Annotated in this window: 18 protein-coding genes; 9 read left to right on the forward strand and 9 right to left on the reverse strand. The window is 58.0% G+C overall.

Going from position 1 to position 26199, the window contains the following annotated elements:
* Positions 1–167: 167 nt before the first annotated feature.
* Positions 168–2402, reverse strand: a complete 2235-nt coding sequence (locus ABRP31_RS05275) for an EAL domain-containing protein (protein WP_087270735.1) — start codon at positions 2400–2402, stop codon at positions 168–170.
* 285 nt (positions 2403–2687) lie between these two features.
* Here ABRP31_RS05275 and ABRP31_RS05280 point away from each other — a divergent pair, with 285 nt between their 5' ends.
* On the forward strand, positions 2688–4043 hold the full coding sequence (locus tag ABRP31_RS05280) for an MFS transporter (RefSeq protein WP_349972131.1): 1356 nt from the start codon (positions 2688–2690) through the stop codon (positions 4041–4043).
* A gap of 103 nt (positions 4044–4146) precedes the next feature.
* Here ABRP31_RS05280 and rapA read toward each other — a convergent pair whose 3' ends face one another.
* Positions 4147–6993 carry an RNA polymerase-associated protein RapA gene (gene rapA / locus ABRP31_RS05285; protein WP_349972132.1) on the reverse strand — a complete coding sequence of 949 codons (2847 nt, stop codon included), beginning with the start codon at positions 6991–6993 and terminating at the stop codon, positions 4147–4149.
* Between the two features lie 215 nt (positions 6994–7208).
* Between rapA and ABRP31_RS05290 the strand changes: the two genes are divergently transcribed.
* Complete coding sequence (locus tag ABRP31_RS05290) at positions 7209–7547, forward strand: aspartate-semialdehyde dehydrogenase (protein ID WP_087270725.1); 339 nt, start codon at positions 7209–7211, stop codon at positions 7545–7547.
* Here ABRP31_RS05290 and ABRP31_RS05295 read toward each other — a convergent pair.
* The 3 genes from ABRP31_RS05295 to ABRP31_RS05305 form a co-directional block, all read right to left on the reverse strand.
* Positions 7544–8758, reverse strand: coding sequence for an aminotransferase class V-fold PLP-dependent enzyme (locus ABRP31_RS05295; protein ID WP_349972133.1), 1215 nt, complete (start codon positions 8756–8758; stop codon positions 7544–7546). The two genes, ABRP31_RS05290 and ABRP31_RS05295, sit on opposite strands and share 4 nt — an antisense overlap.
* Complete coding sequence (locus ABRP31_RS05300; RefSeq protein WP_349972134.1) at positions 8755–9225, reverse strand: RidA family protein; 471 nt, start codon at positions 9223–9225, stop codon at positions 8755–8757. Before ABRP31_RS05300 ends, ABRP31_RS05295 begins: the two co-directional genes overlap by 4 nt.
* Positions 9226–9313: 88 nt before the next feature.
* Positions 9314–10198, reverse strand: coding sequence for a LysR substrate-binding domain-containing protein (locus ABRP31_RS05305; protein WP_349972159.1), 885 nt, complete (start codon positions 10196–10198; stop codon positions 9314–9316).
* 220 nt (positions 10199–10418) lie between these two features.
* Here ABRP31_RS05305 and ABRP31_RS05310 point away from each other — a divergent pair, with 220 nt between their 5' ends.
* Both ABRP31_RS05310 and ccoM read left to right on the forward strand, forming a co-directional pair.
* Positions 10419–10580: a hypothetical protein gene (locus ABRP31_RS05310; protein WP_087270709.1), complete on the forward strand. Its 162-nt coding sequence runs from the start codon at positions 10419–10421 to the stop codon at positions 10578–10580.
* A gap of 272 nt (positions 10581–10852) precedes the next feature.
* Entirely contained in the window at positions 10853–10963 is a 111-nt protein-coding gene (gene ccoM / locus ABRP31_RS05315; RefSeq protein ID WP_338014036.1) for a cytochrome c oxidase subunit CcoM, read from the forward strand.
* A 172-nt stretch (positions 10964–11135) separates the two neighbouring features.
* Here the strand turns inward: ccoM and ABRP31_RS05320 are convergent, their stop codons facing one another.
* Positions 11136–11606 (reverse strand): MaoC family dehydratase, encoded by a 471-nt coding sequence (locus ABRP31_RS05320; RefSeq protein WP_349972135.1) that lies wholly within the window; start codon positions 11604–11606, stop codon positions 11136–11138.
* Between the two features lie 87 nt (positions 11607–11693).
* Positions 11694–12638: an alpha/beta hydrolase gene (locus ABRP31_RS05325; protein ID WP_349972136.1), complete on the reverse strand. Its 945-nt coding sequence runs from the start codon at positions 12636–12638 to the stop codon at positions 11694–11696.
* Between the two features lie 211 nt (positions 12639–12849).
* Between ABRP31_RS05325 and fadD2 the strand changes: the two genes are divergently transcribed.
* The 5 genes from fadD2 to ABRP31_RS05350 all read left to right on the forward strand — a co-directional run bounded on the left by fadD2 (position 12850) and on the right by ABRP31_RS05350 (position 23501).
* A complete protein-coding gene (fadD2, locus tag ABRP31_RS05330; protein ID WP_349972137.1) occupies positions 12850–14538 on the forward strand; it encodes a long-chain-fatty-acid--CoA ligase FadD2 in 1689 nt (562 codons plus the stop codon).
* A gap of 404 nt (positions 14539–14942) precedes the next feature.
* A complete protein-coding gene (gene fadD1, locus ABRP31_RS05335; protein WP_349972138.1) occupies positions 14943–16634 on the forward strand; it encodes a long-chain-fatty-acid--CoA ligase FadD1 in 1692 nt (563 codons plus the stop codon).
* A gap of 233 nt (positions 16635–16867) precedes the next feature.
* Positions 16868–20779, forward strand: a complete 3912-nt coding sequence (gene hrpA, locus ABRP31_RS05340) for an ATP-dependent RNA helicase HrpA (protein ID WP_349972139.1) — start codon at positions 16868–16870, stop codon at positions 20777–20779.
* A 301-nt stretch (positions 20780–21080) separates the two neighbouring features.
* Entirely contained in the window at positions 21081–22202 is a 1122-nt protein-coding gene (locus ABRP31_RS05345) for a beta-ketoacyl-ACP synthase III (protein WP_349972140.1), read from the forward strand.
* 177 nt (positions 22203–22379) lie between these two features.
* On the forward strand, positions 22380–23501 hold the full coding sequence (locus ABRP31_RS05350; RefSeq protein ID WP_349972141.1) for a GNAT family N-acetyltransferase: 1122 nt from the start codon (positions 22380–22382) through the stop codon (positions 23499–23501).
* A 126-nt stretch (positions 23502–23627) separates the two neighbouring features.
* On the opposite strand, the gene ABRP31_RS05355 is transcribed toward ABRP31_RS05350, so the two are convergent.
* Together ABRP31_RS05355 and ABRP31_RS05360 are read right to left on the reverse strand one after the other, a co-directional pair.
* The gene (locus ABRP31_RS05355) at positions 23628–25460 is read right to left on the reverse strand and encodes an ABC transporter ATP-binding protein (RefSeq protein ID WP_349972142.1); all 1833 of its coding nucleotides are present in this window, start codon (positions 25458–25460) and stop codon (positions 23628–23630) included.
* 112 nt (positions 25461–25572) lie between these two features.
* A complete protein-coding gene (locus ABRP31_RS05360; RefSeq protein ID WP_349972143.1) occupies positions 25573–26139 on the reverse strand; it encodes a peptidylprolyl isomerase in 567 nt (188 codons plus the stop codon).
* Positions 26140–26199 lie beyond the last annotated feature (60 nt).

The following is a 26199-nucleotide window of genomic DNA, read 5'->3' on the forward strand; positions in this document are numbered from 1 at the left end:
TGCACTTTTCCCAGGGGCGATAGGGGAAAACCCCTACACGTGAGCCGGGGCACTTTCTGTCTGGTCCAGAAAATGGATCGGCGGATAACCGGTAAACTTTAATCGTTTAGCTATCACGGGTTGAACCGTGGCTCGATTTTGTTGTCGTGCTGCGGAGGATCACTGACCTAGCGTGCGGGTCCATGACTCCATTTTTCCGGTAAGGAGCCGTGCTGAAGGGGCTTCGCGGATGCCGAAGTGACTGCTTTACGCTGGTTGAGTTTCTGCACCAGCGGTACCAGTTGCTCCAGAGGCTGTGGCCTGCTGACCAGATAACCCTGAATGTAATCGCAGCCATAGCGGGTGAGAAACTCCTTCTGCTGAGAGGTCTCGACGCCTTCGGTCACGACCTTTAACCGCAACGTATGAGCCATCACGATGATTGCCTGAACGATCTCCATGTCCTGAGAAGAGCCGGGGATATCGGCAATGAACGAGCGGTCGATCTTGACCGTGTCCAGCGGCAGGCGTTTTAGATACGCCAGGGATGAATAGCCGGTGCCGAAATCATCGATGGAAAGGGAGACACCCAGGCAGCGTATTTGCTTGAGCAGGCCAATGGTGTTGCTGATGTTGCCCATCAGCGCATTTTCGGTGACTTCCAGCTCCAGGCGCCGTGCTGGAACGTTGGTTTGCCTCAGGGTGCGCTGGATATCATCGATCAGATCATCCCGGGTCAGGTTGAGCGCTGAGCAATTGACCGCAATGATCAGATCGTCCAGACCATCACCGGACAGGCGGCTCAGGTCGAGACACGCACGGCGTAATACCCAATTATCGAGATCTGCGATCAAGCCGTTGGTCTCGGCGATTTCAATGAAACGTTCCGGGGTCAGCAGGCCATGCTGTGGATGTTGCCAGCGCACCAGCGCTTCGAGCTTCGCCACACGGCCGGTACTGAGGTCGACGATCGGCTGGTAGAAGACCTGCAGACCGTTTTCTTCCAGCAGCGCGTTGCGCAGCTCTTCTTCCAGTTGCAGTTCGAGGCTGGCCTTGGTCTTGAGGTTTGGGCTGAAAAAGTGCAGTCGGTTGCGACCATTGCCTTTGGATTGATAAAGCGCGAGGTCGGCGTGCTTGAGTAACTCGTCGCAGGTCTGGCCGTCCTGAGGGAAAATACTGATGCCAATGCTGGTGGTCATGACCATATGCCGTCCGGCCAGTGCAATGGGTTCCTTCATTTTCAGCATGATGCGACTGGCTAACTGCTCGGCCTCTTCATAGTTATGTAGGCTGATTAGCACACAGAACTCATCACCGCCGAAGCGAGATACCACGTCATCGCCACGTGTCGCACTGCGAATGCGGTCTGCAATGGCCTTGAGCAGATCGTCGCCAGCGTCATGGCCAAGGCTGTCATTGATGCGCTTGAAGTGATCAATGTCGAGAAACATCACTGCCAGCATGCCACCGTTGGCGCTATGTTCGCTCAGCTTCTCCGTAAAGGTCTGGTTGAAGCCGCGACGGTTGATCAGGTTGGTCAGCGGATCGTAATGCGCAACCTGCTGCAAAGACATCCGCGCCTGGTCGAGCTGACTGAGCAGTGCATTCACGCGACGCAGGTCGTGTTCCTTGCTTTGCAGCTTTTTGTCTGCCATCGAAGCGCTGAGGCTGCCCGCGATGATCAACAGGGCGATGATTGCGATGGTCAGACCCAGCTGCATGGCGTTTTCCGGGGGCGCCGATTGCAGAGGGGCGCCTTCTGGCAGGACCAGGTTAAGCGACCACATGCCGATCATGTGGGTACCCAGCAAACCTGCGCCGAGCAGCATGCTCGCGCCGTACTTGAGCATTTGGTGGAACATGCCGCTGCCCTGACGCAAATACCCGGGCATGAGCAAGAACACTGCGCCACACAGAATGGCCATCAGAATCGACAGGCCAAAGGGGCCGGGCTGGTAGTACTGGATGGCAGGCGAGCGCAATGCCGACATGCCGACGTAATGCATGATGACCACGCCAAGACCAATGCCGATAGCGCTAAGCAGCCATTGGCCTGGCCCCAGCACTTCCTGGCTAATGGCTTTGATCGCGAACGCGCCGGCAATCGCTGCAATAAACAAAGAGGCAATGGTCGTGGGGAGGTCGTAACTGGCCTTTATCGGCGTTTCAAAGGCGAGCATGCCGATGAAATGCATGGCCCAGGCACCACCCGCCAGACACAAGGCGCCGAGCACTTGCCAGCGTTGCCGACTCAGGTGGTTTTCCGAATGGATGATGCGCTCGCCGATATCAAGTGTGGCCAGGCATGCGGCTGAAATGACGCCGAATGACAGCGCCATGAGAAACAAATTGTGAGTACAGTCCAGTAACAGCATCCCGTCGTGAGATTGACCGGACATCAAGTGCAAACCAAGCCATTCCATAGCGGGCCCCATGTGTTCAATACCAGGGTCGCCAAGATCCAAAGGTGGTGGCGATTTGCTTCGAGTATAGGAGCTGAGACGGGTGTGCCAACTGGAAAGCGGCGAGGGGTCCAATCAATTTGGAATTAATCAGATAGCTAAAAGTTATATAGGTCTGACTTCGTAACGATGCCGGGTCATTTCTTCCGCGAATGTTGGCAGACACTCAGCGGCAGTCCGCCTAGATTGACTAGCGCCGGTTTGAGCGCCATATGCACCGCATAACAATAAAAAGGGAGCATTACCATGCAAGGCACCCCGCAGCCTCTGTCCCCACAGGCGTCCAACGCCTGGCGCGTTTTGTTTCTGTTGTTTCTGGCCAATCTGTTCAATTTTTTTGATCGGACCATTCCGGCGATCATCATTGAGCCCATCCGCATGGAATGGCACTTGAGTGATTTCCAGTTGGGCATCATCGGCACCGCGTTCACGCTGGTGTATGCCATCGCCGGGTTGCCGCTCGGACGCATGGCTGATAATGGCTCGCGCAAGAAAATCATGGGCTGGGGGTTGGCCGTGTGGAGCGGGCTGACAGCGGTCAACGGGTTGGCGGGCAGTTTTTGGACCTTCCTGTTGGTACGAATGGGCGTCGGCATTGGCGAGGCCAGCTATGCGCCAGCGGCCAACTCATTGATCGGTGACCTGTTCCCTGCTCACCGGCGTGCACGAGCCATGGGGATTTTCATGCTGGGGCTGCCGTTGGGATTGCTCTTGGCGTTCTTCACCATCGGTGCGATGGTCACCGCTTTCGACAGCTGGCGGGCGCCGTTTTTCATTGCTGCCGTGCCGGGTTTGGTGCTGGCGGTGTTCATGTTTTTCATTCGCGAGCCAAAACGTGGCGCGGCAGAAAGCGTGCGCATGTCAGAGGAAAAAATCGATAAACCGATCCGGCGCGTGCTGTCGGTGCCGACCTTTGGTTGGCTGGTGTTAGCCGGGCTGACCTTCAACTTTGCGACTTATGCCTGCAATTCGTTCATGGTGCCAATGCTGCAGCGTTATTTTCTGCTGCCTTTACATGACGCTGCGGTGGCGACCGGGGTTATCGTCGGTGTCACCGGGCTTGTTGGCTTGACGCTGGGTGGTTGGGTCGCGGACAAGCTGCATCAGCGCTTTGCCAATGGTCGTTTGTTGTTCGCTGCCGGCAGCATGCTGATTGCGACCCTTGCGACAGGGTACGCCTTGCACGCGGGGCGAATTGAAATCGGTGTATTTGTCGGTGTGTTCAGTCTGGGATGGTTGTTTGCCTACAACTTCTATACCTGCGTCTATACCGCGATTCAGGACGTGGTCGAGCCTCGCTTGCGCGCTACGGCGATGGCGTTGTTCTTTGCCGGGCTGTATTTGTTGGGTGGTGGATTGGGGCCGGTGGTTGTCGGCTTACTGTCCGACCATTTCGCGCATTCGGCCATGGCTGCCGCCGGGGCTGAGCAAATGAGTGAGGCATACAAGGCGGTTGGTCTGCACGATGCGATGTACCTGATCCCGGTGGCGCTATTCATGACGCTGGTGTTTTTGTACCTGGCGTCGCGGTGTTTCAGTCGGGATGCGGCGAGGATGAAGGCGGGGATGGCGGCGGATGAGCCGGTAGCTTCTATTGCTTAAAGACCGCAGCGCTTCAATCGCGGGCAAGCACCGCTCCCACAGGAAATCGCGTTCTTCCTGTGGGAGCTGAGCTTGCTCGCGATAAGATCGCGGTGATTTAAGGTCAGCCCGCCACCAATACCCGAATCGCCTCAAGGCGCAACGCTGCCTTGTCCAGCATGGCTAGCCCTTGTTCGCGCTGTTCGCGCAACGCAACCAATTCGCTGTCGCGTACGGTTGGGTTGACGGCTTGCAGGGCGGTCAGGCGAGCCAGCTCTTCTTCGGTGTCCGCCGCCAGACGACGCTGTGCTTCGGCGACGCGTTCGGCGTGTTTCGGGGCGATCTTCGCTTCACCGGCGTTGATGCGCGGGTTGAGCGCGTCACGCTGTGCCTGGATGAACTTGTTGGCGCTGGCCCGAGGCACGCTTTCCAGTTGATCATTCAGAGTCGTGAAGGAAACCCGACCCGACAGGTCGTTGCCGTTGCTGTCGAGCAGGCAGCGCAGGGCAGCCGGTGGCAAGTAGCGACCCAATTGCAGCGAGCGCGGCGCAACCACTTCACTCACATACAACAGTTCCAGCAACACGGTGCCGGGCTTGAGCGCCTTGTTCTTGATCAGTGCCACTGCGGTATTGCCCATGGAGCCGGACAACACCAGATCCATGCCGCCTTGCACCATCGGGTGCTCCCAGGTGATGAACTGCATGTCTTCACGAGACAGCGCCTGGTTGCGGTCGTAGGTGATGGTCACGGCTTCGTCGTCACCCAGCGGGAAGCTGGCGTCGAGCATTTTTTCGCTTGGACGCAGAATCAGGGCGTTTTCCGAATGGTCTTCACTGTCGATGCCGAACGCATTGAACAGGGTTTCCATGTAGATCGGCAGGGTGAACTGATCATCCTGCTCCAGAATGGCCTCGACCAACGCTTCGCCTTCGCCAGCACCGCCAGAGTTGAGTTCCAGCAGACGGTCGCGACCGGTGTGCAGTTCGCTTTCCAGGCGCTCGCGTTCGGTACGTGCCTCGTTGATCAGCTTTTGCCATTCATCGTCATCACCGCTTTCCAGCAACGGCAGCAGGCGTGGGCCGAACTGGTGTTGCAGGGCGTTGCCGGTCGGACAAGTGTTCAGGAACGCGTTCAGCGCTTCGTGATACCACTGGAACAGACGCGCTTGCGGGCTGGTTTCCAGGAACGGTACGTGCAGCTCGATGGTGTGTTTCTGGCCGATCCGGTCCAGACGACCGATACGCTGCTCAAGCAGGTCCGGGTGCGATGGCAGATCGAACAGCACCAAGTGGTGAGCGAACTGGAAGTTACGACCTTCACTGCCGATTTCCGAACAGATCAGGACCTGAGCACCGAACTCTTCATCAGCGAAGTACGCAGCAGCGCGGTCGCGTTCGAGAATGTTCATGCCTTCATGGAACACGGTGGCCGGAATGCCGGAGCGCACGCGCAGGGCGTCCTCCAGATCCATGGCCGTTTCGGCGTGGGCGCAGATCACCAGCACCTTGACGCGCTTGAGCATTTTCAGGGTATCGATCAGCCAGTCGACACGCGGATCAAACTTCCACCAGCGCTCTTCTTCGCTGGCGTCCGGTTGTGCCTGGAAGCTGACTTCCGGGTACAGGTCGGCGTGTTCGCCAAGCGGCAGCTCCAGGTATTCAGCCGGGCAGGGCAGTGGATATTGATGCAGCTTGCGTTCCGGGAAGCCTTGCACGGCGGCGCGAGTGTTACGGAACAGCACGCGGCCAGTGCCGTGGCGGTCGAGCAATTCGCGGATCAGACGCGCACTGGCTTCTTCGTCGCCGTCGTTGACGGCTGCCAGCAGGGTGTCGCCTTCAGCGCCCAGGAAACCGTGAATGGTCTTGTGCGCTTCAGGTGAGAGACGACCTTTGTCGAGCAGCTCCTGCACGGCCTCTGCAACCGGGCGATAGTTTTCGCTTTCGGCGCGGAATGCATGCAGGTCGTGAAAACGGTTCGGGTCAAGCAGGCGCAGACGCGCGAAGTGGCTGTCCTGGCCCAGTTGTTCCGGGGTTGCGGTCAGCAGCAGTACGCCGGGGATGACTTCAGCGAGTTGCTCGACCAGCGAGTATTCAGGGCTTGCCTTGTCTTCGTGCCAGACCAGATGGTGAGCTTCGTCCACCACCAGTAGATCCCACCCCGCGGCAAACAGTGCGTCCTGAGCTTTCTCGTCATCAACCAGCCATTCCAGCGCAACCAGCGCCAGTTGGGTGTCTTCGAACGGGTTGCTGGCATCGCTTTCGATGAAGCGCTCTGCATCGAACAGTGCGACCTGAAGGTTGAAGCGGCGGCGCATTTCCACCAGCCATTGGTGCTGCAGGTTCTCCGGAACCAGAATCAGGATGCGGTTGGCGCGGCCCGAAAGCAGTTGGCGGTGGATGACCAGACCGGCTTCGATGGTCTTGCCCAGACCTACTTCGTCCGCCAGCAAAACCCGTGGCGCAATGCGGTCGGCCACTTCGCGGGCGATGTGCAACTGGTGCGCAATCGGCTGCGCACGCACGCCACCGAGGCCCCAGAGAGAGGACTGCAACTGGCGGCTGGTGTGTTCCAGGGTGTGATAACGCAGGGAGAACCAGGACAGCGGATCGATTTGCCCGGCGAACAGGCGGTCAGTCGCCAAGCGGAACTGGATGAAGTTCGACAGCTGGGTTTCCGGCAGGGTGACGGCTTCGTTCTGCGCGTTGAGGCCGTGGTAAACCAGCAGGCCATCGACGTCATCGACCTCACGAACGGTCATCTTCCAGTTTTCGAAGTGAGTGATCACATCGCCTGGGGAAAAGCGCACACGAGTCAGTGGTGCATTTCGCAGTGCGTACTGGCGCGTGTCGCCAGTGGCCGGGTAGAGCACGGTCAACAAGCGGCCGTCCTGTGCCAGAACGGTGCCCAAACCCAGCTCGGCTTCGCTGTCGCTAATCCAGCGTTGCCCCGGTTGATACTGCTGCGCCATGCTGCCTGTCTCCCGCTTTGAAAAAGCCGACTATGTTAACGGAACGCGCTGCCGAGGCCAAAGGTGCAGTGACAAAACACCTGTATTTAAACGCCCTTGCAACAATTTAAGCCTGTTAAAGGCACTAGTTGCCAAAAACAGAGTCGAAAGTTTCTCATTTACGGGGTCAAGTCGGTAGGCACTTGGCCGACATCCACTCAAAAGGAGAACTAATAATGCTGCAACCGATGCTTCCCCTGAGTGTGGTACCCGTGACTTCGCAACTGGATCCGGCCCGGCAGGTACCTGACATTCCTCCTGTCGCACCGGTACAGCCAAGTTCCAGCGAAACCAACATCGACTTGCGCAATGAGGAAGAAGAGCGCAACGCCTGGTTGCTGCGTGAAGAACACGCCCGTCACGAAGAGCAGCAACGTCGTCGCGAAGAAGGGGCCGATGAGCCTGAGCATCTGGCAATCCCTGGTGTTGCCCTGAACGCGGACAACACCGTGCCAGTAGTGCCACTGATTGATGATGAACCGCGTCAGGGGCTTTGGGTCGACGTGCAGGTCTAGGTTGTTTTCCGCCGTCCGTTGCTCATTGCGCGCAATGCCGTGAGCAACGTGTCTATCTCGCTTTCAGTATTCAGATGACTCACGGATATCCGTGCGATGTTGCCCAGTCCTCTAGCCTGCATATCCAGCGGCGTGTAAGCCACGCCATTGGCGCCGATGTTTATCCCTTTCGTTGCTAACTCCTTTTTAATCTCCAAGGCGTCCCAGCCTTCCAGCGTGAAAGACACCAGCCCCGATTGCTCGGGCGCTGCGCCGCAATCCTGTAGCTTGAGTCCTACGACTTCTGTCATCCGCTCGCGCAGCAACGATGCCAAGTGCTGAATGCGTTGTCGGATAGGCCCTACGCCCAATGCTTCCACTTCGCTCAATGCGTTATTCAAACCGGCGATCAGCGTCAGCGACATTTCGCTGGTTTCAAAGCGTCGAGCGTCGTTGCGGGGCGTAAAGCTTTCGCCTTTTCTGGGCGCAGAAAGAACGTCAACGAACGGCGGCTGAAGCTTTTCGACGAAACCCTCGCGGATGTACAGCAAGGCCGTGCCCCGAGGGCCGCGCAAGAATTTGCGGCAGGCCCCTTTGAGCACGTCGCAACCCAGCGTCTGAACATCGACGCCGATTTGCCCCAATGCCTGGCCTGCATCGATGAAGTAAGGAATGCCGTACCGCTTTGCCACTGCGCCGATGGCTGCAGCCGGGTTGATCAGGCCGCCGTTGGCCGGTAGCCATGTCAGAGAGATCAAACGCACACGTTCATCGATCATGGCCTCGAGTGCTGGCACTGATACTGCGCCGTTCTCGTCGCAGGGGATAACTTCCAGGCTCGCCCCGGCGGCGAAGGCCTGGGCCATGCAAGCCAGGTTGCCGCCCCATTCGTGACGCCCGACCAGAATGCGGTCCCCGCGCCGCCAGGGGCCCAGTGCGCTGAAGGCCATGCCCCAGGCAGCAGAGCCGCTGCCCAGAAAAGCAATGGAGGAGGGCGCGCAGTTGATCAGCCGCGCAGCGGTGTTGCGGGCGTTTTCCAGAAGAGTCTCGCCCTGCGCGGCGGCTTCCATCGGACCTTGGCTGGCTTCGCGGTTCATTTGCGCGATCATGGCCGTCACAGTCGCCTGGCTGGGTAACGAGGCGCCGGAATGATTGAAGTGGATCACTCGCTGGCAACCCGGTGTCGCGGCCCGTAGTGCCTGAACCTGCGTCTCGGTCAAAAGCCCGGTCATGAACGTAGCTCGAAGATGGCATCCGTCTCAACGGCAACACCAGCGGGCAGGCTGGAAACACCAACCGACGTGCGAACGTGCCGACCGGCTTTGCCAAGCACGCTGACCAGCAGGTTCGAGGCACCGTTGCCCACTGCTCCCTGGCGTGTGAAATCACTGGGGCAGGCAACAAATACGCCCAGCCTCACCAGCCGAAGCAGTTTTGACAGATCATCGCCAATCACCGAGTCCAGTTGGGCGAGCAAACCCAGCGCTGCCAGTTCCGCCGCAGCCATGCCTTGCTCTTCGCTCAGCGTGTCACCTACTCGGCCGATGAAGGCGGGCTGGCCGCTGAGCATGGGAATTTGTCCCGACACATACAGCATGTTCTGGCTGACCACTGTGCTGACGTAGTTGCCAGCGGGGTTGTCCGGGGCTGGAAGTTGCAGGTCCAGTTTTGCGAGTTGTTCGCGCAAGCTGTTAGTCATCGGGCGTTCTCCTTAAAGGTGAGCGCACAATGAAAGGCGGCGATCAGTCCGACAAACTGAAAGATTTCACCCTACGTATCGATATCGCTCAATCATCCTCGCGGCACACTGCAATCAACCAGTTGGCGAAGCGTTGCGCCGTGTCTCCCAACGGCTGGTCGCCGGTTACCAGCCAGTAACCGATTTCCCCGTCGTAGACAGCGTCGGGCAGCAGTTGCACCAGAGAGCCGTCCTGCAAACGCCGCTTGATCAAGCGATCACGGCCCATGGCGATGCCTTGTCCGGCGACCGCAGCTTCCACCACGATGTTGTAGTCATGCAGCATCAGGCTTGGCAGTTGGCTGATATCCACGCGCAGTTGTTTCGCCCAGTCCAGCCATTCGAACGGAATGGTCGCTTGCGCGGTGAGCAGCGGGCCGGGTGCAAGCGCTGGTTGTTTGAGGTCGCGTTGCGTTTCGAGCCAATGGGTTTTGTATTGCGGGCTGCACACAGGGGAAAGGCGTTCATTCATCAAGCGCATTGCGTTGACGTTGGGCCAGCCACCTTTGCCGTAGCGGATCGCGATCGCAACCTCGCCGCCTGCCACGTCGGCCAGGTCATAGGACGGCACCAGCTCGACGCGGATATCGGGATTGGCCGAGATGAAACCGGAAAGCCGCGGTGCCAGCCACATCGTTGCAAACGAAGCGAGCAGGCCGATGCGCAGTACGCTGGGGGCCGGGGCGGTGTGGCGAATAACGCGAGTCGCTGCGGCAATGCCTTCCAGTGCTTGTCGAACCTGTAGCTGATAAGCGCGTCCGGCTTCGGTCAGTTCAATAGCGCGAGTGCGACGGATAAACAGACGGCATTCGAGAAACGCCTCCAGCTTGTGCACCTGATGGCTCAAAGCGCTTTGCGTCACTGACAATTCGCGTGCGGCATTGACGAAACTCAGATGCCGCGCCACGGCTTCAAAGGCGCGCAGCGTCAGCATCGGCGGTAAATCGCCATGCAGGGCTGGTTGTGGCAAAGACTCTGTAAGGGGCGGTTGCACGGATATCCGGTCCTTTGATAAGCAGCGCTGAGTGCAATTGTGCCGTCAAAAATGGGGCAAACGTGAATCAATGCGGTTTTCTCGTCAGATAGCCACTGGTCATGGTCACTGCGATTGCGCATTATTGACCCCACTTCCCAGTGTTCGAGAGTTGTTGGTCATGAGCGCAGATGAAAACCTGATCGACCTGGGCGCCGAGCGCGCCAAGCGTGTACACGATCTGAACGACAAACGCCTCAACGAAATGCGCAATGCATTCGAACAGGCGATGCCCTTGGCTAAGGCTAAGAAAAAGTCGAAAAGCAAACCCAAGAAACGCTAGGCATCCGCACCGAAGTGCAATTTCTGCAGGAGCTGCCGAAGGCTGCGAAGGCTGCGAAGGCTGCGAAGGCGTCGTACCTGACACCGCGCCATTCTTAGCCTTCGGCGGCTCCTACAGCTTTCTGTCGAATCTCTTTATAGCCTTGACCCGAATCAGTTTCCGCACGCTCGTGAAGAGAGTGTGGTGCTATTGATTTGGGTCAATTCCTATTTGTGCGCCACTGGTTAATCTAGCCCCATCGAACAGGGACATTCAGCGCAGGAGGCACGGTTATGTTTTTCGACAATGTGGTAGTGGCCGGAGTCGTAACCGTGGGCCTGATGCTGGTGTTCTTCGCAGGCTTCGGACTATTCATCTGGAAGGACTCGAAAAAACGCAAATAAGGCAGAGGCCTTCCAATAAAAAGAGCACGCAAGGCATTTTGGGCGACTTCGGTCGCCCTTTTTTTTTGCTTTTTTTTGATCGGCTATATCTGTAGGAGCTGCCGAAGGCTGCGAAACGGTCGTTCTGACACACCGCCTTCGCAGCCTTCGGCAGCTCCTACAATGCTCCGTATCAGCCGATGCTGATCGCTGGCAGTGTCGTCAACGTCACGGTCTGCTGCTTACGTGGCGCGAGAATTTCCGCTTCGCCATCCACCACCAGCTCATCACGCTGATTGAAGACACGCGTCGCAATGCGCACGCGGAATTTAGGCATTTTTTCCAGAATTTCCAAACGCACGGTCAACGTGTCACCCAGTTTGACCGGCTTTTGAAAGCTCATCTGCTGACCCAGATAAATAGTGCCCGGCCCAGGCAGCTCGCAAGCGACGGCAGCGCTGATCAATGCGCCGCTGAACATACCGTGGGCGATACGCTCTTTGAACATGGTTGAGGCTGCGTACTCAGCGTCCAGGTGAACCGGGTTGTGGTCGCCGGACATTGCCGCGAACAGCTGAATGTCGCGTTCTTCAACGGTCTTGCTGTAACTGGCGGTCTGGCCGACTTCAAGGACTTCGTAAGGTGTATTGGTTACCTGGGTCATGGGTGATCCTGAAAATTGAATATTGATGTCAAACGCAGTTTTGCCAGCCTGGCGTGGCGCATTTCAGTGCGGCTCGGTGCACTTCGTTTACTCTGCCCGACGCGGTCTTGGCTGTAGCAGCGCTTGTTTCAGCCAGTCGATTACATCACGGGTGACTTCATCACGGTTGGTTTCGTTGAGCACTTCATGCCGCGCTTGCGGGTAGATCTTCAGTTGTAACATCTGATGGCCTGCCGCGACCAATGCGTCGGCAAGATCTTTCAGACGCTTGCCATCACTCACCGGATCACATTCGCCGCCAATTACCAGCAACGGCAAGCCAGGGTCGATTTGCGCCAGGTTCGATGCCTTACTGATTTGCTGCAGGCCGCCGAGCATATCCAGCCAGAGCTGATTGGTGCAGCGAAATCCACAAAGCGGGTCGAGCGCATATTTGTCGACCTCCTGCGCATCGCGGCTGAGCCAGTCAAAACAGGTGCGTACCGGTTTGAACGCTTTGTTGAATGAGCCGAACGACAGCCATTCGATCAGTGCACTGCGTCCCTTGGCGCCCTGGCGAAAGCTCTCCATTCGGGCAATCAGGCGAGCCGCGCGATAAAAGGTGGCTGGCTGAAAATTGGACCCACTGAGAATCGCGCCCTGCAAGCCAGCGCCGTGATGCTGCAAATACGCCTGAGCGACATAGCTGCCCATACTGTGGCCGAGCAAGAAGACCGGCACTCCCGGATAGCGTTGGCTGATGGCCTGAGCGACGCTGGCCAGATCGCCAACCACCTTCGCCCAGCCTTGTTCATCGGCATAATGCCCAAGGAGGCCCTGATCCGCTGTCTTGCCATGACCGCGCTGGTCATGGGCGTACAAGGCAAATCCGGCCTCGGCCAATGCGAGACCAAAGCGTGCATATCTGCTGCTGTGTTCGGCCATGCCATGGGACAGCATGACCACCGCTTCAGGCTCGCCTTCAGGTAGCCATACATTGACGTAAACGCGGCTTTGGTCACTGGCGTCGAGCCAGAACGGCTGATGTTTCATGACAACTCCCAAGGCTGAATGGACAGCGTTAAAACGTCCTGTTCAGGGAGTGTAGAGTGGCTGATGAATCGCAGACCGACCAGCTCTGTAATTCATGGTAATGATGTCGCCCCCTTCTATATTTGCCTTCCGTGTTTTAGCTGCTAACGTCCGGCAAGTTCCCGCGTCATGGCCGCGGGCCAGACAATCTCAGGTAAGAGGACAAAAACAAATGCAACCTGATTTCTGGAAAGACAAGCGACCGGCAGGCGTCATTTGCGAAGTAGACGTGCACGCGTACACGTCGGTCGTTGAGGTTTTCGAGCGCAGCTGTCGCAAATTTGCCGACCGCCCGGCATTCAGCAACATGGGGGTAACCCTGACCTACGCCGAGCTGGATCGCCACTCGGCCGCCTTTGCGGCGTGGTTGCAGCAGCACACCGAACTCAAACCGGGTGATCGCATCGCCGTCCAGATGCCCAACCTCCTGCAATACCCCATCGCAGTTTTCGGTGCGTTGCGGGCCGGCTTGATCGTGGTCAATACCAACCCGCTGTACACCGCTCGGGAAATGCGCCACCAGTTCAAGGATTCTGGCGCTCGCGCGCTGGTGTATCTGAACATGTTCGGCAAGCTGGTTCAGGAAGTGCTGCCGGACACCGACATCCAGTACCTGATCGAAGTGAAAATGGGCGACATGCAGTCGACAGCCAAGGGCTGGCTGATCAATACCATTGTCGACAAGGTCAAGAAACTGGTCCCGGCCTATCACTTGCCGCAAGCCACCCGCTTCAAGGCGGCGTTGCATCTGGGCCGTGGTCATCAATTGAACCCGGTGCCGCTGCAACTCAGTGACGTTGCGGTGCTGCAATACACCGGCGGCACGACTGGCCTGGCCAAGGGCGCGATGCTCAGTCATGGCAATCTCGTCGCAAACATGCAGCAAGTCCACGCTTGCATGTCCCAGCACGGCAGCGATGGCCAACCGGTTTTTCAGGAAGGCAAGGAGATCATGATCGCGCCGCTGCCGCTGTACCACATCTATGCATTCACGGCGAACTGCATGTGCATGATGGTCAGCGGCAATCACAACATTCTGATCACCAATCCCCGAGACATCAGTGGCTTCATCAAGGAGCTTGGCCAGTGGCGGTTCACGGCGATGATCGGCCTCAATACGCTGTTCGTTGCACTGATGAATCACCCTGATTTCAAATCGCTGGATTTCTCCAGCCTGAAAAGCACCAACTCCGGTGGCACGGCACTGGTCAAGGCGACGGCCGAGCGCTGGGAGCAGCTCACCGGTTGCCGGATCGTCGAGGGTTATGGTCTGACCGAAACCTCACCGGTGGCCAGCGCCAATCCTTATGGCGAGCTTGCGCGACTCGGAACGGTCGGCATTCCGGTGCCAAGCACGTTGATGAAGGTTATCGATGACGAGGGCAACGATCTACCGTTGGGCGAGCGTGGTGAGCTGTGTGTCAAAGGCCCGCAAGTGATGCTCGGTTATTGGCAACGTCCGGAGGCAACCGCCGAAGCGTTGGACGCCGAGGGCTGGTTCAAGACCGGTGACATCGCGGTGATTGAAGCGGATGGCTTTGTCAGCATCGTCGATCGCAAGAAGGACCTGATCATCGTCTCCGGTTTCAACGTGTACCCCAACGAGATCGAAGACGTCGTCATGGGACACCCCGGCGTAGCCAACTGCGCGGTGATCGGCGTACCGGATGAGCGCTCGGGGGAAGCGGTGAAACTGTTTGTGGTGCCTCGCGAAGGCGGCGTCAGCATTGAAGAACTGAAACTGTTCTGCAAAGAAAATTTCACCGGCTACAAAGTGCCCAAACAGATCGTGCTGCGCGACTCGTTGCCAATGACGCCGGTGGGCAAGATTCTCAGGAGGGAGTTACGGGATATCGCTTGATTTTCTGTAAGTACATTTTTATGTAGGAGCAGAGCTTGCTCGCGATAAGACTGGATGCGGTTTGCTATGGATCGCATCCTGCCTTATCGCGAGCAAGCTCTGCTCCCACAGAATTGTATTTCAGCGCAGGATTTCTTTTGGGTGCTCTAGATCAGTCATTTCAGCCAGATTCGCGACAAATAGTATTAAAGCTCTAAACGTGACCGTTATTGATTCTTGAGTCATTTTTGTGACTGTAGGGGCCTTCTTTGCCCCTAGGCGGCCTATTGCAAAGCTGCTACTCTCGGCCCGCTTTTGACCTGTCATAAAGCAACGAAGCGTTAACCGCAAAATTCCAAAACACAAGAAAATCATCGCATTCAAGCGGTGTGAAGAATTCGCTGTCGCTGAGGAGCCCGGCTTCCATGATTGAAAACTTCTGGAAGGACAAGTATCCGTCTGGCATTCCTGCCGAGATCAATCCTGACGAATACCCCAACGTCCAGGCCGTATTGAAGCAGTCTTGCGAACGTTTCGCCAGCAAGCCGGCTTTCACCAATCTGGGCCAGACCCTCACCTATGGTGAGCTGTATGAGCAGTCCGGCGCGTTTGCCGCCTGGATTCAGCACCATACCGACCTGCAACCCGGCGATCGCATTGCCGTGCAGTTGCCCAACGTTCTGCAATACCCCATCGCTGTATTCGGTGCCATGCGCGCCGGTCTGATCGTGGTCAATACCAACCCGCTGTATACCGCGCGGGAAATGGAACACCAGTTCAAGGATTCCGGTGCCAAGGCCCTGGTGTGTCTGGCGAACATGGCGCACCTGGCTGAAAAGGTCGTGCCCAAGACTGGCGTCAAACATGTGATCGTCACCGAAGTGGCGGACATGCTGCCGCCGCTCAAGCGCCTGTTGATCAACAGTGTCATCAAGTACGTGAAGAAGATGGTCCCGGCATACCACTTGCCGGCGGCGATCAAATTCAATGAGGTGCTCAGCAAAGGCCGCGGCCGTTCGTTCACCGAGGCCGCTCCGGCCAGCAACGACGTCGCAGTGCTGCAATACACTGGCGGCACCACCGGCGTGGCTAAAGGTGCGATGCTCACCCACCGCAACCTGATCGCCAACATGCTGCAGTGCAAGGCCTTGATGGGTTCGAACATGAATGAAGGCAGCGAAGTGGTTATCACGCCGCTGCCGCTGTATCACATCTACGCCTTCACCTTTCACTGCATGTCGATGATGTTGATCGGCAATCACAACATCCTGATCAGTAACCCGCGTGACCTGCCCGCGATGGTCAAGGAGCTGTCGAAGTGGAAATTCAGTGGGTTTGTCGGCCTCAACACGCTGTTCGTGGCGCTGTGCAATAGCCCGGAATTTCGCAATCTGGACTTCTCGGCCCTGAAGGTCACGCTGTCCGGTGGCATGGCCTTGCAACTGGCCGCCGCCGAGCGCTGGAAAGAAGTGACCGGCTGCGCTATTTGCGAAGGCTATGGCATGACCGAAACCAGTCCGGTAGCCAGCTGTAACCCTAACCAGAAAATCCAGATCGGCACCATCGGTATTCCCGCGCCTTCGACGCTGTGCAAGGTTATCGACGACGCAGGCAATGAACTGCCGCTGGGTGAAATCGGCGAGCTGTGCATCAAAGGCCCGCAGGTGATGAAAGGCTATTGGGAGCGCCATGACGCGACCGATGAAATGATCGACGCGGATGGCTGGCTCAAGACCGGCGACATCGCCTTGATTCAGCCGGACGGCTACATGCGGATTGTCGATCGCAAGAAAGACATGATCCTCATCTCCGGCTTCAACGTGTACCCCAACGAACTGGAAGACGTGCTGGCGACCTTGCCCGGTGTGCTGCAGTGCGCGGCCATTGGCGTTCCGGACGATAAATCCGGCGAAGCGATCAAGGTGTTCGTCGTGGTCAAACCGGGCATGACCCTGACCAAGGATCAAGTCATGGAACACATGCGCGCCAACCTGACCGGCTACAAAGTCCCGCGCAGCGTCGAATTCCGCGACTCACTGCCTACCACTAACGTCGGCAAGATCCTGCGTCGTGAATTACGCGATGAAGAATTGAAGAAGTTGGGGTTGAAGAAGTAAAAGCTCGCCTGCTGCCAAGCCCCGCCCCAACAGACAACACCGAACCTGTGGGAGCCGGGCTTGCCCGCGATACGAACACCGCTGATATCAGGTCAATCGCGTACAGTCTTATCGCGGGCAAGCCCGGCTCCCACAGGGATCTGACGCGATCCAAAAACACCGCACCTGCATCATCCCCGCCAAATCTGCGACAATCCCCGCCTTTGCACCCATCAAAAGACCCTGCGCACCTGATGACCGATCAAACGCCCTCGATTGACCAACTCCTGAAGAACCTCGACCACGCGATGATCAGCGATCGTCATCGCTTGCGCCGCCAGTTGCATGAACTGCGCAAGAAGCCCGATGAGGCGAAGCTGGCGCAGTGGGTGGCGAAGGTGCAGGCGTCGTGTGCTCAGGTGACAGCGCGGCGTGACAGCGTGCCGATGATTCGTTACGACGACAGCCTGCCGATTGCTGCCAAGCGTGACGAAATCAAAGACGCACTGCTCAAGCATCAGGTGCTGATCATTGCCGGTGAGACCGGGTCGGGTAAAACCACGCAGTTGCCGAAGATCTGTCTGGAAATTGGTCGCGGCCAACACGGTCTGATCGGCCATACCCAGCCGCGTCGAATCGCGGCGCGCAGTGTCGGCAGTCGCGTTGCGGAAGAGTTGGGAACGCCACTGGGGGCGCTGGTCGGTTATCAGGTGCGTTTCGAAGACCAGAGCGACAGCAGCACCCTGATCAAGCTGATGACCGACGGCATTCTGTTGGCTGAAACCCAACACGACCGCTTTCTTGAGCGCTACGACACGATCATCGTCGACGAAGCCCACGAGCGCAGCCTCAACATCGACTTCCTGCTCGGTTACCTGAAAACCCTGCTGCCACGTCGCCCGGACCTGAAAGTCATCATCACGTCGGCGACCATCGACTTGCAGCGCTTTTCCGAGCACTTCAATGACGCGCCTATCGTCGAGGTTTCCGGCCGGACCTTCCCGGTGGAAACCTGGTATCGCCCGCTGACCTCCCAGCAGGACGAAGAGGGCAACAGCGTCGAAGATGACCTGACGGTTGATCAGGCGATTCTGGCAACGCTGGATGAGCTGGCCGCTTTTGAACGCAGCGAGCGCAAGAGCCCGGGCGATGTGCTGGTGTTCCTGCCCGGCGAGCGTGAAATTCGGGACGCGGCCGAAATGCTGCGCAAGGCGCAACTCAAGCACACCGAGATCCTGCCGCTGTATGCGCGCCTGTCGCCTGCCGAGCAACAGCGTATTTTCCAGTCGCATCCGGGACGGCGCGTGGTGCTGGCGACCAACGTTGCGGAAACCTCGTTGACCGTGCCGGGCATCCGTTACGTGATCGACACCGGGACCGCGCGCATCAGCCGTTACAGCTATCGCGCCAAGGTTCAGCGTTTGCCCATCGAGGCGGTCTCCCAGGCCAGCGCCAACCAGCGTAAAGGCCGTTGTGGCCGGGTTGAGCCGGGCCTCTGCGTGCGGCTTTACAGCGAAGAAGATTTCAACGGGCGACCGGAATTTACCGATCCGGAAATCCTGCGGACCAACCTCGCCGCGGTGATCCTGCAGATGCTGCATCTGCGCCTGGGCGAGATCACTGACTTCCCGTTTATCGAGCCGCCAGACGGCAAAGCGATCAGCGATGGTTTCAACCTGTTGCAGGAGCTGTCGGCGGTGAACCGCGAGAACCAGCTCACGCCGTTGGGCCGTCAGTTGGCGCGCTTGCCGGTGGACCCGCGTATGGGGCGCATGTTGCTCGAAGCGGCGAAGCAGGGCAGTTTGCAGGAAGTGTTGATCGTCGCCAGCGCCATGTCCGTGCAGGACGTGCGCGAACGTCCGCCAGAGCGTCAACAAGCGGCGGATCAAGCGCACGCACAATGGAAAGACGCCGATTCGGATTTCGCCGGGCTGGTCAATCTGTGGCGTGGTTTCGAAGAGCAGCGCCAGGCCCTGACCGCCAGCCCGCTGCGCAATTGGTGCCGTCGTAACTTCCTCAATTACCTGCGGCTGCGTGAGTGGCGCGACGCCCATCGGCAATTGGGCCTGATCTGTCGCGACCTGCAACTGACGGTCAACAAAGAGCCTGCCGACTACCCGAAATTCCATAAGGCGATTCTTTCCGGTTTGCTCAGCCAGATTGGTCAGAAAGCCGACGAAGGCGATTACCTCGGCGCGCGGCAACGACGTTTCTGGATTCACCCGTCGTCAGGGTTGGGCAAGAAGCGGCCGCAATGGTTGATGACCGCTGAACTTGTGGAAACCACCAAGCTGTACGCACGGATGGTCGCCAAAATTGATTCCGACTGGATCGAGCCGCTGGCCGGGCATTTGATCAAGAAGAATCACTTCGAGCCGCATTGGGAGAAAAAGCGCGGTCAGGTCGTGGCGTTCGAGCAGATCACCCTGTTTGGTCTGATCGTGGTCGGCCGTCGGCCGGTGCACTACGGCCCGATTGATCCAGTGGTGTCCCGCGAATTGTTCATCCGCGAAGGGCTGGTGCGTGGTGAGATCAACTCTCGCGCCAAGTGCCTGAGCGCCAATACCAAACTGCTGGAAACCCTCGACGAGCTGGAAGCCAAAGCGCGCCGCCGTGACATTCTGGCAGACGAAGACACGCTCTACGGTTTCTACGAAGCACGTATCCCCGCCGAAATTCATCAAGCTGCGACCTTCGAGCATTGGTACAAAACCGAAAGCCAGAAGAACCCGCAACTGTTGATCATGCGCGAAGAAGACGTGCTGGCCCGCGAGGCCAACGAAGTCACCGCGGCGTATTACCCGGATACCCTCAAGCTGGGCGATCTGACCCTGCCGCTGACCTATCACTTCGAGCCCAATCATCCTCGCGATGGCGTGACGGTGCGTGTACCTGCGCCCTTGCTGCTGTCTTTGCCCGCCGAGCGCCTGGAGTGGCTGGTGCCGGGTTTGCTGGAAACCAAATGCATCGCACTGGTCCGTAACTTGCCCAAGGCGATTCGCAAGAATTTCGTGCCAGTGCCGGACTTCATCAAGGCTGCGTTGCAGCGCATCACGTTTGGCGAAGGCTCGCTGCCGCAGGCGCTGGGCCGCGAATTGCTGCGCATGACCGGCGCACGAGTCAGCGACGAGGCTTGGGTTGAAGCCGCGCAGCAGCTCGAAAGTCACCTGAAAATGAATCTGGAAATCGTCGACGGTAACGGCAAGTTTCTTGGCGAAGGTCGCGAGCTGGACGAATTGACCGCGCGTTTTGCAGAAGCCAGTCAGGCGGCCTTGGCTGTGCCGCAGTCCGCGAAAGGTCAGCAGCCGGTCGAGGCGAAAGTCTTCGCACCTGTGGCGGAAAAAACCCAGCAGAACATCGCCGGGCTTTCCATGACGGTTTATCCGGCGCTGGTAGAAGAGTCGGGCACCGTCAAGGAAGGGCGCTTCTCGACGTCTGCCGAAGCCGAATATCAGCATCGCCGTGCCTTGCAGCGCCTGTTGTTACAGCAACTGGCAGAACCGGCCAAGTTCCTGCGCAGTAAGCTGCCGGGGCAAACCGAACTGGCCTTGTTGCATCGCGAGTTGGGCCGCATTGACGCGTTGGTTGAAGACATCCTGCTGGCCAGCCTCGACAGCTGCGTGCTGGAAGGCGAGGAGAGTTTGCCGCGTGACGGCGCTGGGCTGCTGGCATTGGCCGAACGCAAGCGTGGCGCATGGACAGAACACGCCGAGCGTCTGGCGAAGCTGACGCTGGACATTCTCAAGCTCTGGCACGGCCTGCAAAAGCGTTTCAAGGGCAAGATCAATCTGGCCGAAGCGGTGGCGCTCAACGACATCAAGTCGCAGCTGGCGCAATTGGTCTATCCGGGCTTCGTCCGCGAAACCCCGGCGCAGTGGCTTAAAGAGTTGCCGCGCTATTTGAAAGCCATCGAAATGCGTCTTGAAAAACTGCCCGGTCAGGTTCAGAAAGACCGGGTCTGGAGCATCGAGCTGGCCGGGCTTTGGGCCCAATACCAGGCGCGCGCCAGCAAACACGCGCAGGAAGGCAAGCGCGACCCGGAGTTGACCGCCTATCGCTGGTGGCTGGAGGAATACCGCGTGTCGCTGTTTGCTCAACAACTGGGGACCAAAATGCCGGTGTCCGACAAGCGCCTGAGTAAACAGTGGGCGCAGGTGGAGGGGTAGGCCGTTCAAACGGATATCTGTAGGAGCTCACGAGCACCGCGAGGCAGCGATCGCGATTTGCCTGACACACCGTCGTCGCTGCCTCGCGGTGCTCGTGAGCTCCTACAGGTCTTCTGTTCAAACTCCCAAATATAGGGGCCGATATGGCACACTTCGCCCCTTGCCCCCCTGAGTGTTGCCCAAGCTTGTTCGCACCAAGGGTGTTTTACAGTTTTGCATTGGTACGTTGGTCCCAAAAAAAGGGCCGCCACCATGCGCGAGCAGGTCGTTACCTGCATTGATCAATAAGAGAGGAACGACCGTGCACAACGTCGTCATCAGCGGCACAGGCCTGTACACCCCGGCCAACAGCATTTCCAATGAAGAGCTGGTGCAGTCTTTCAATACTTACGTTGCTCAATTCAACAGCGAGAATGCTGCCGCCATTGAGCGTGGCGAAGTTCAGGCGCTGACTGAGTCCAACGCTGCCTTCATCGAAAAAGCTTCGGGTATCAAAAGCCGTTTTGTCATGGATAAAGACGGCATTCTCGACCCGCAACGCATGAAGCCTCGCTTGCCCGAGCGCTCCAACGATGAATGGTCGATCCTCTGCCAGATGGGTGTCGCTGCCGCTGAGCAAGCCTTGCAACGTGCGGGTAAAACCGCTGCCGATGTCGACGGTGTGATTGTCGCCTGCTCTAACCTGCAACGCGCTTATCCGGCGATTTCCATCGAAATTCAGGCCGCGCTGGGTGTTCAGGGTTTCGGCTTTGACATGAACGTCGCTTGCTCGTCGGCAACCTTCGGTATTCAGGCGGCAAGCAACAGCGTGCAACTGGGGCAGGCTCGCTCCGTGCTCGTTGTCAGCCCGGAAATCTGTACTGCGCACCTGAATTTCCGCGACCGCGACAGCCACTTCATCTTCGGCGATGCCGCCACTGCTGTGCTGGTTGAGCGTGCTGATCTGGCCACCTCGGCGCACCAGTTCGATATCCTCGGCACCAAGTTGCTGACCAGCTTTTCCAACAACATTCGCAATAACTTCGGCTTCCTCAATCGCACGGCCGAAGAGGGCGAAGGCGCACCTGACAAACTGTTCGTGCAGGAAGGCCGTAAAGTGTTCCGCGAAGTGTGCCCGATGGTCGCCGAACTGGTGGGCGCGCATTTGCAGGAGAACAGCCTGAATGTCAGCGACGTACAGCGTTTCTGGCTGCACCAGGCCAACCTCAGCATGAATCACCTGATCGTCAAAAAGCTCTTGGGCCGCGACGCGTCGGTCGAAGAGGCGCCGGTGATTCTCGACACGCATGCGAACACCAGTTCGGCGGGCTCGGTGATCGCGTTTCACACCTATCAGGATGATTTGCCAAGCGGCGCGCTGGGCGTGCTGAGTTCGTTTGGTGCGGGTTATTCGATTGGTAGCGTGATTTTGCGTAAGCGTTAAAAGTGTCGTAGGCGTGCGTCATACAGGGCGTTGTCGTGGCCTCGCGTTGCTTGTGAACTCCACTGGGAAAAACGCGGCGCCGTGAACAGCTGCGGCGCGTTCTACAGCAGCTCGGTTTGCTTACAAGGCATGATGGGGGATACTGCTGCGTCGCTCGACTCAGTTGGGGAAGTCCGCATGCCCGTCCAGATCGCTAACCTTGAAAACGTCGTGCCTGCCCAATGGGACGCACTGGTTCCGGGTGGTCAGCCGTTCGTTCGCCATGCCTTTCTCAGTGCGCTGGAAGACAGCGGCAGCCTTGGACCGCGCTCGGGTTGGCAGGCGCAACACCTGCTCAATTACCAGAACGGTGAGCTGGTTGCGGCAATGCCTGCTTACCGCAAGTGGCATTCCTACGGCGAGTATGTGTTCGATCACAGCTGGGCTGACGCATGCCGCCGTGCAGGTATCGCGTATTACCCCAAGTTGCTGGTGGCGGTGCCGTTCAGCCCGGTGAGTGGCGCGAGGATTTTGTCGGCCTCGCCTGAGGCTGGCATCGAATTGCTCAATGCTGTGCCGGGCTATCTTCAGGATCAGCAACTTTCCAGCGCCCACGTTAACTTCACGGATTCACTGGCTGATGCGTTTCTGGACGAGCAACCCGGTTGGCTGCAGCGTTATGGCTGCCAGTTCCATTGGCAAAACCGTGGCTATCGGGACTTTCAGGACTTCCTCGACGCGCTGAGTTCGCGCAAGCGCAAGCAGATGCGCAAAGAGCGCGAACAGGTGGCGGGGCAGGGCATCGAGTTCGACTGGCTGGAGGGCCATCAGCTTAGTGAGCTGCTGTGGGATTTCGTCTACGCCTGCTACTCCAATACCTATGAGATTCGTGGGCAGTCGCCTTATCTGACCCGTGAGTTCTTCAGTCTGTTGGCCGAACGGATGCCCGAGGCCATTCGGGTGGTGCTGGCGCGACAGGGCACACGGCCGGTGGCCATGGCGTTCAGCCTGTTGGGCGGTGACAGTTTTTATGGGCGCTATTGGGGATGTCTGGCGGAGTTTGACCGCCTGCATTTCGAAACATGTTTCTATCAGGGCATGGACTACGCTATCGCCCACGGCCTGAAGCGCTTCGATGCAGGCGCGCAGGGTGAGCACAAATTGATTCGCGGCTTCGAACCGGTGATCACTCGCTCATGGCACTACTTGACCCATGAAGGGCTGAAAGACGCGGTGAGTGATTTTCTTGATCAGGAAAGGGTTGGCATCCTGGCCTATGCCGAAGATGCCAAAGGCGCGCTGCCGTATCGGCAGGTTTGATACGCCAAACCTGTGCCAGCCGAGCTTGTGTGGGAGCTTAGCTTGCTCGCGATAAGGGCACCGCAGATGTCAGGTATGTCGCGTTCAGCTTTATCGCGAGCAAGCTCTGCTCCCACAGGCCGGGGCTCAATCAATCCCCACAAATCCGCCCGTCTGGTGCTGCCACAGCCGCGCATACAACCCACCGTGCGCCAGCAGTTCGGCATGAGTACCGCTTTCAGCAATGCGGCCGTTTTCCAGTACGACCAGCCGGTCCATTCGGGCGATCGTCGATAGGCGGTGGGCGATGGCGATCACGGTCTTGCCCTGCATCAGCGTTTCCAGACTTTCCTGAATGGCGGCTTCGACTTCCGAATCCAGCGCAGAAGTGGCCTCGTCCATAATCAGAATCGGTGCGTCCTTGAGCAGTACCCGAGCAATAGCGATACGCTGGCGTTGGCCACCTGACAGCTTCACGCCACGTTCCCCCACCTGTGCATCAAAGCCCACGCGTCCTTCGGAATCTGTCAGCAGCGGGATGAACTCATCCGCCCGAGCCTTGCGTACCGCTTCCCAGAGTTGCTCATCAGTCGCTTCAGGTCTGCCGTACAACAAGTTGTCGCGAATCGAGCGATGCAGCAGCGACGTGTCTTGAGTGATCATGCCGATCTGTTCGCGCAGGCTCTCTTGAGACACGTGAGAAATGTCCTGGTCGTCGATCAGAATTTGCCCGTCCTGCACGTCATACATGCGCAGCAGCAGGTTGACCAGCGTTGACTTGCCTGCACCCGACGGGCCGATCAAGCCGATTTTTTCGCCCGGTTTAATGTCTAGGTTCAGGCCATGGATGATCCCGTTACCGTTGCCATAGTGGAAATCCACGCCGTCAAATTTCACGCCGCCTTTGTCTACGTTCAAGCGCGGTGCAGGCTTGCGATCGGTGACGCTGACCGGCTGGGAAATGCTCGCCAGACCGTCCTGGACCATGCCGATATTTTCGAAGATGCCGTTGACCACCCACATGATCCAGCCGGACATATTGACGATACGAATCGCCAGACCGGTGGCCAGCGCAATGGCGCCGACCGAGATCAGCGACTGCGTCCACAGCCACAACGCCAGCCCGGTGGTCGTGACGATCAGCACGCCGTTCATGCTGGTGATCACGGTATCCATGGCCGTCACCACGCGACCGGCCAATTGGGTTTTTTCGGTCTGCTCGACGATGGCTTCCCGGGCGTACTGTTGTTCGTAATTGGTATGAGCGAACAGCTTCAGGGTGGTGATGTTGGTGTAGCCGTCAACGATGCGGCCCATGAGTTTGGAGCGTGCGTCGGAGGACACCACCGAGCGTTCTTTCACGCGCGGGACGAAGTAGCAAAGCGCGGCAATATACGCAGCAATCCACAGCAACAGCGGGATCATCAGGCGCCAGTCTGCTTCGGCGAACAACACCAGGGCGCTGATGGCGTAGATCAACACGTGCCAAAGCGCATCCACGGCCTGAACGGCAGAGTCGCGCAATGAGTTGCCGGTTTGCATGATGCGTTGAGCGATGCGCCCCGCGAAGTCATTCTGGAAGAACCTCACGCTTTGCTTGAGTACATAGCTGTGGTTCTGCCAGCGAATCATGCTGGTCATGCCGGGGCTGATGGTTTGATGCACGAGCAGGTCGTGCAGGCCGACGAAAATCGGGCGTAACACCAGGGCAACCACGGCCATCCAGATGAGCTCGTTGGCGTGAATGCTGAAGAAATCTTTGTCGGGCGTGCCTTGGGCCAGATCAATGATGCGGCTCAGATAACTGAACATCGCGACTTCGATCAACGCGCCAATCAAGCCGACGACTAACAGTGCGGCGAAACTTGGCCAGACCTGACGCAGGTAGTAGATGTAAAAGGCCAGGACTTTGTTGGGTGGGGCGTCGGTGGGGGCGTCTCGGAAGATATCGATCAGTTTTTCAAAACGACGATAGAACATTGGCAATGATGCCCACGAGTTAGGCGGGCTCTCCTTACTGAGCGGATATTCCCTTCATCGGACCGCACGAAATCAGGAATGCTTAAACTGATTTCATGCGGTGCGCCTGAGATTATTCGACGCGCTTGGCAGACTTGATATAGATCGGGTCGAGAGGGACGTTCTGCATGCCTTGCTTGTTGCCCGCCTGGGCGTTGACGATCTGGTCGACGACGTCCATGCCCTTGACCACTTTGCCGAACACCGCGTAACCGAAATCGCGTACGCCGTTGTCGAGCATGGCGTTGTCCGCAGTATTGATGAAGAACTGGCTGGTGGCCGAATTGACCTGCGAGGTGCGGGCCATGGCTACGGTGCCACGGACGTTATGCAGGCCGTTATTGGCTTCGTTCTTGATCGGGTCTTTGGTTTGTTTCTGCATCATTTGTGCAGTGAAGCCGCCGCCCTGAGCCATGAAGCCCGGGATCACACGGTGGAAAATCGTGTTGTTGTAGAAACCGCTGTCGACATAGCCGAGGAAGTTCGCGGTGCTGATCGGCGCTTTCTGGTCTTCGAGCTGGATTTCAATCGCGCCGAAGCTGGTGTCGAGCACGACGTGGGTCGGCTTGGCAGGTGTTGCAGCCATGAGGTTAGCGGCGAACAGCACGGAGCAGGCGGCGATGGCGATTTTTTTCAGCATGGGTCAGTTGATCCTGATTGATGGTTTCGACTGCGATCGATAATGCAGACACATGAAGCG

Source organism: Pseudomonas caspiana, assembly GCF_040224095.2.
In the GTDB taxonomy this organism is placed as follows: domain Bacteria; phylum Pseudomonadota; class Gammaproteobacteria; order Pseudomonadales; family Pseudomonadaceae; genus Aquipseudomonas; species Aquipseudomonas caspiana.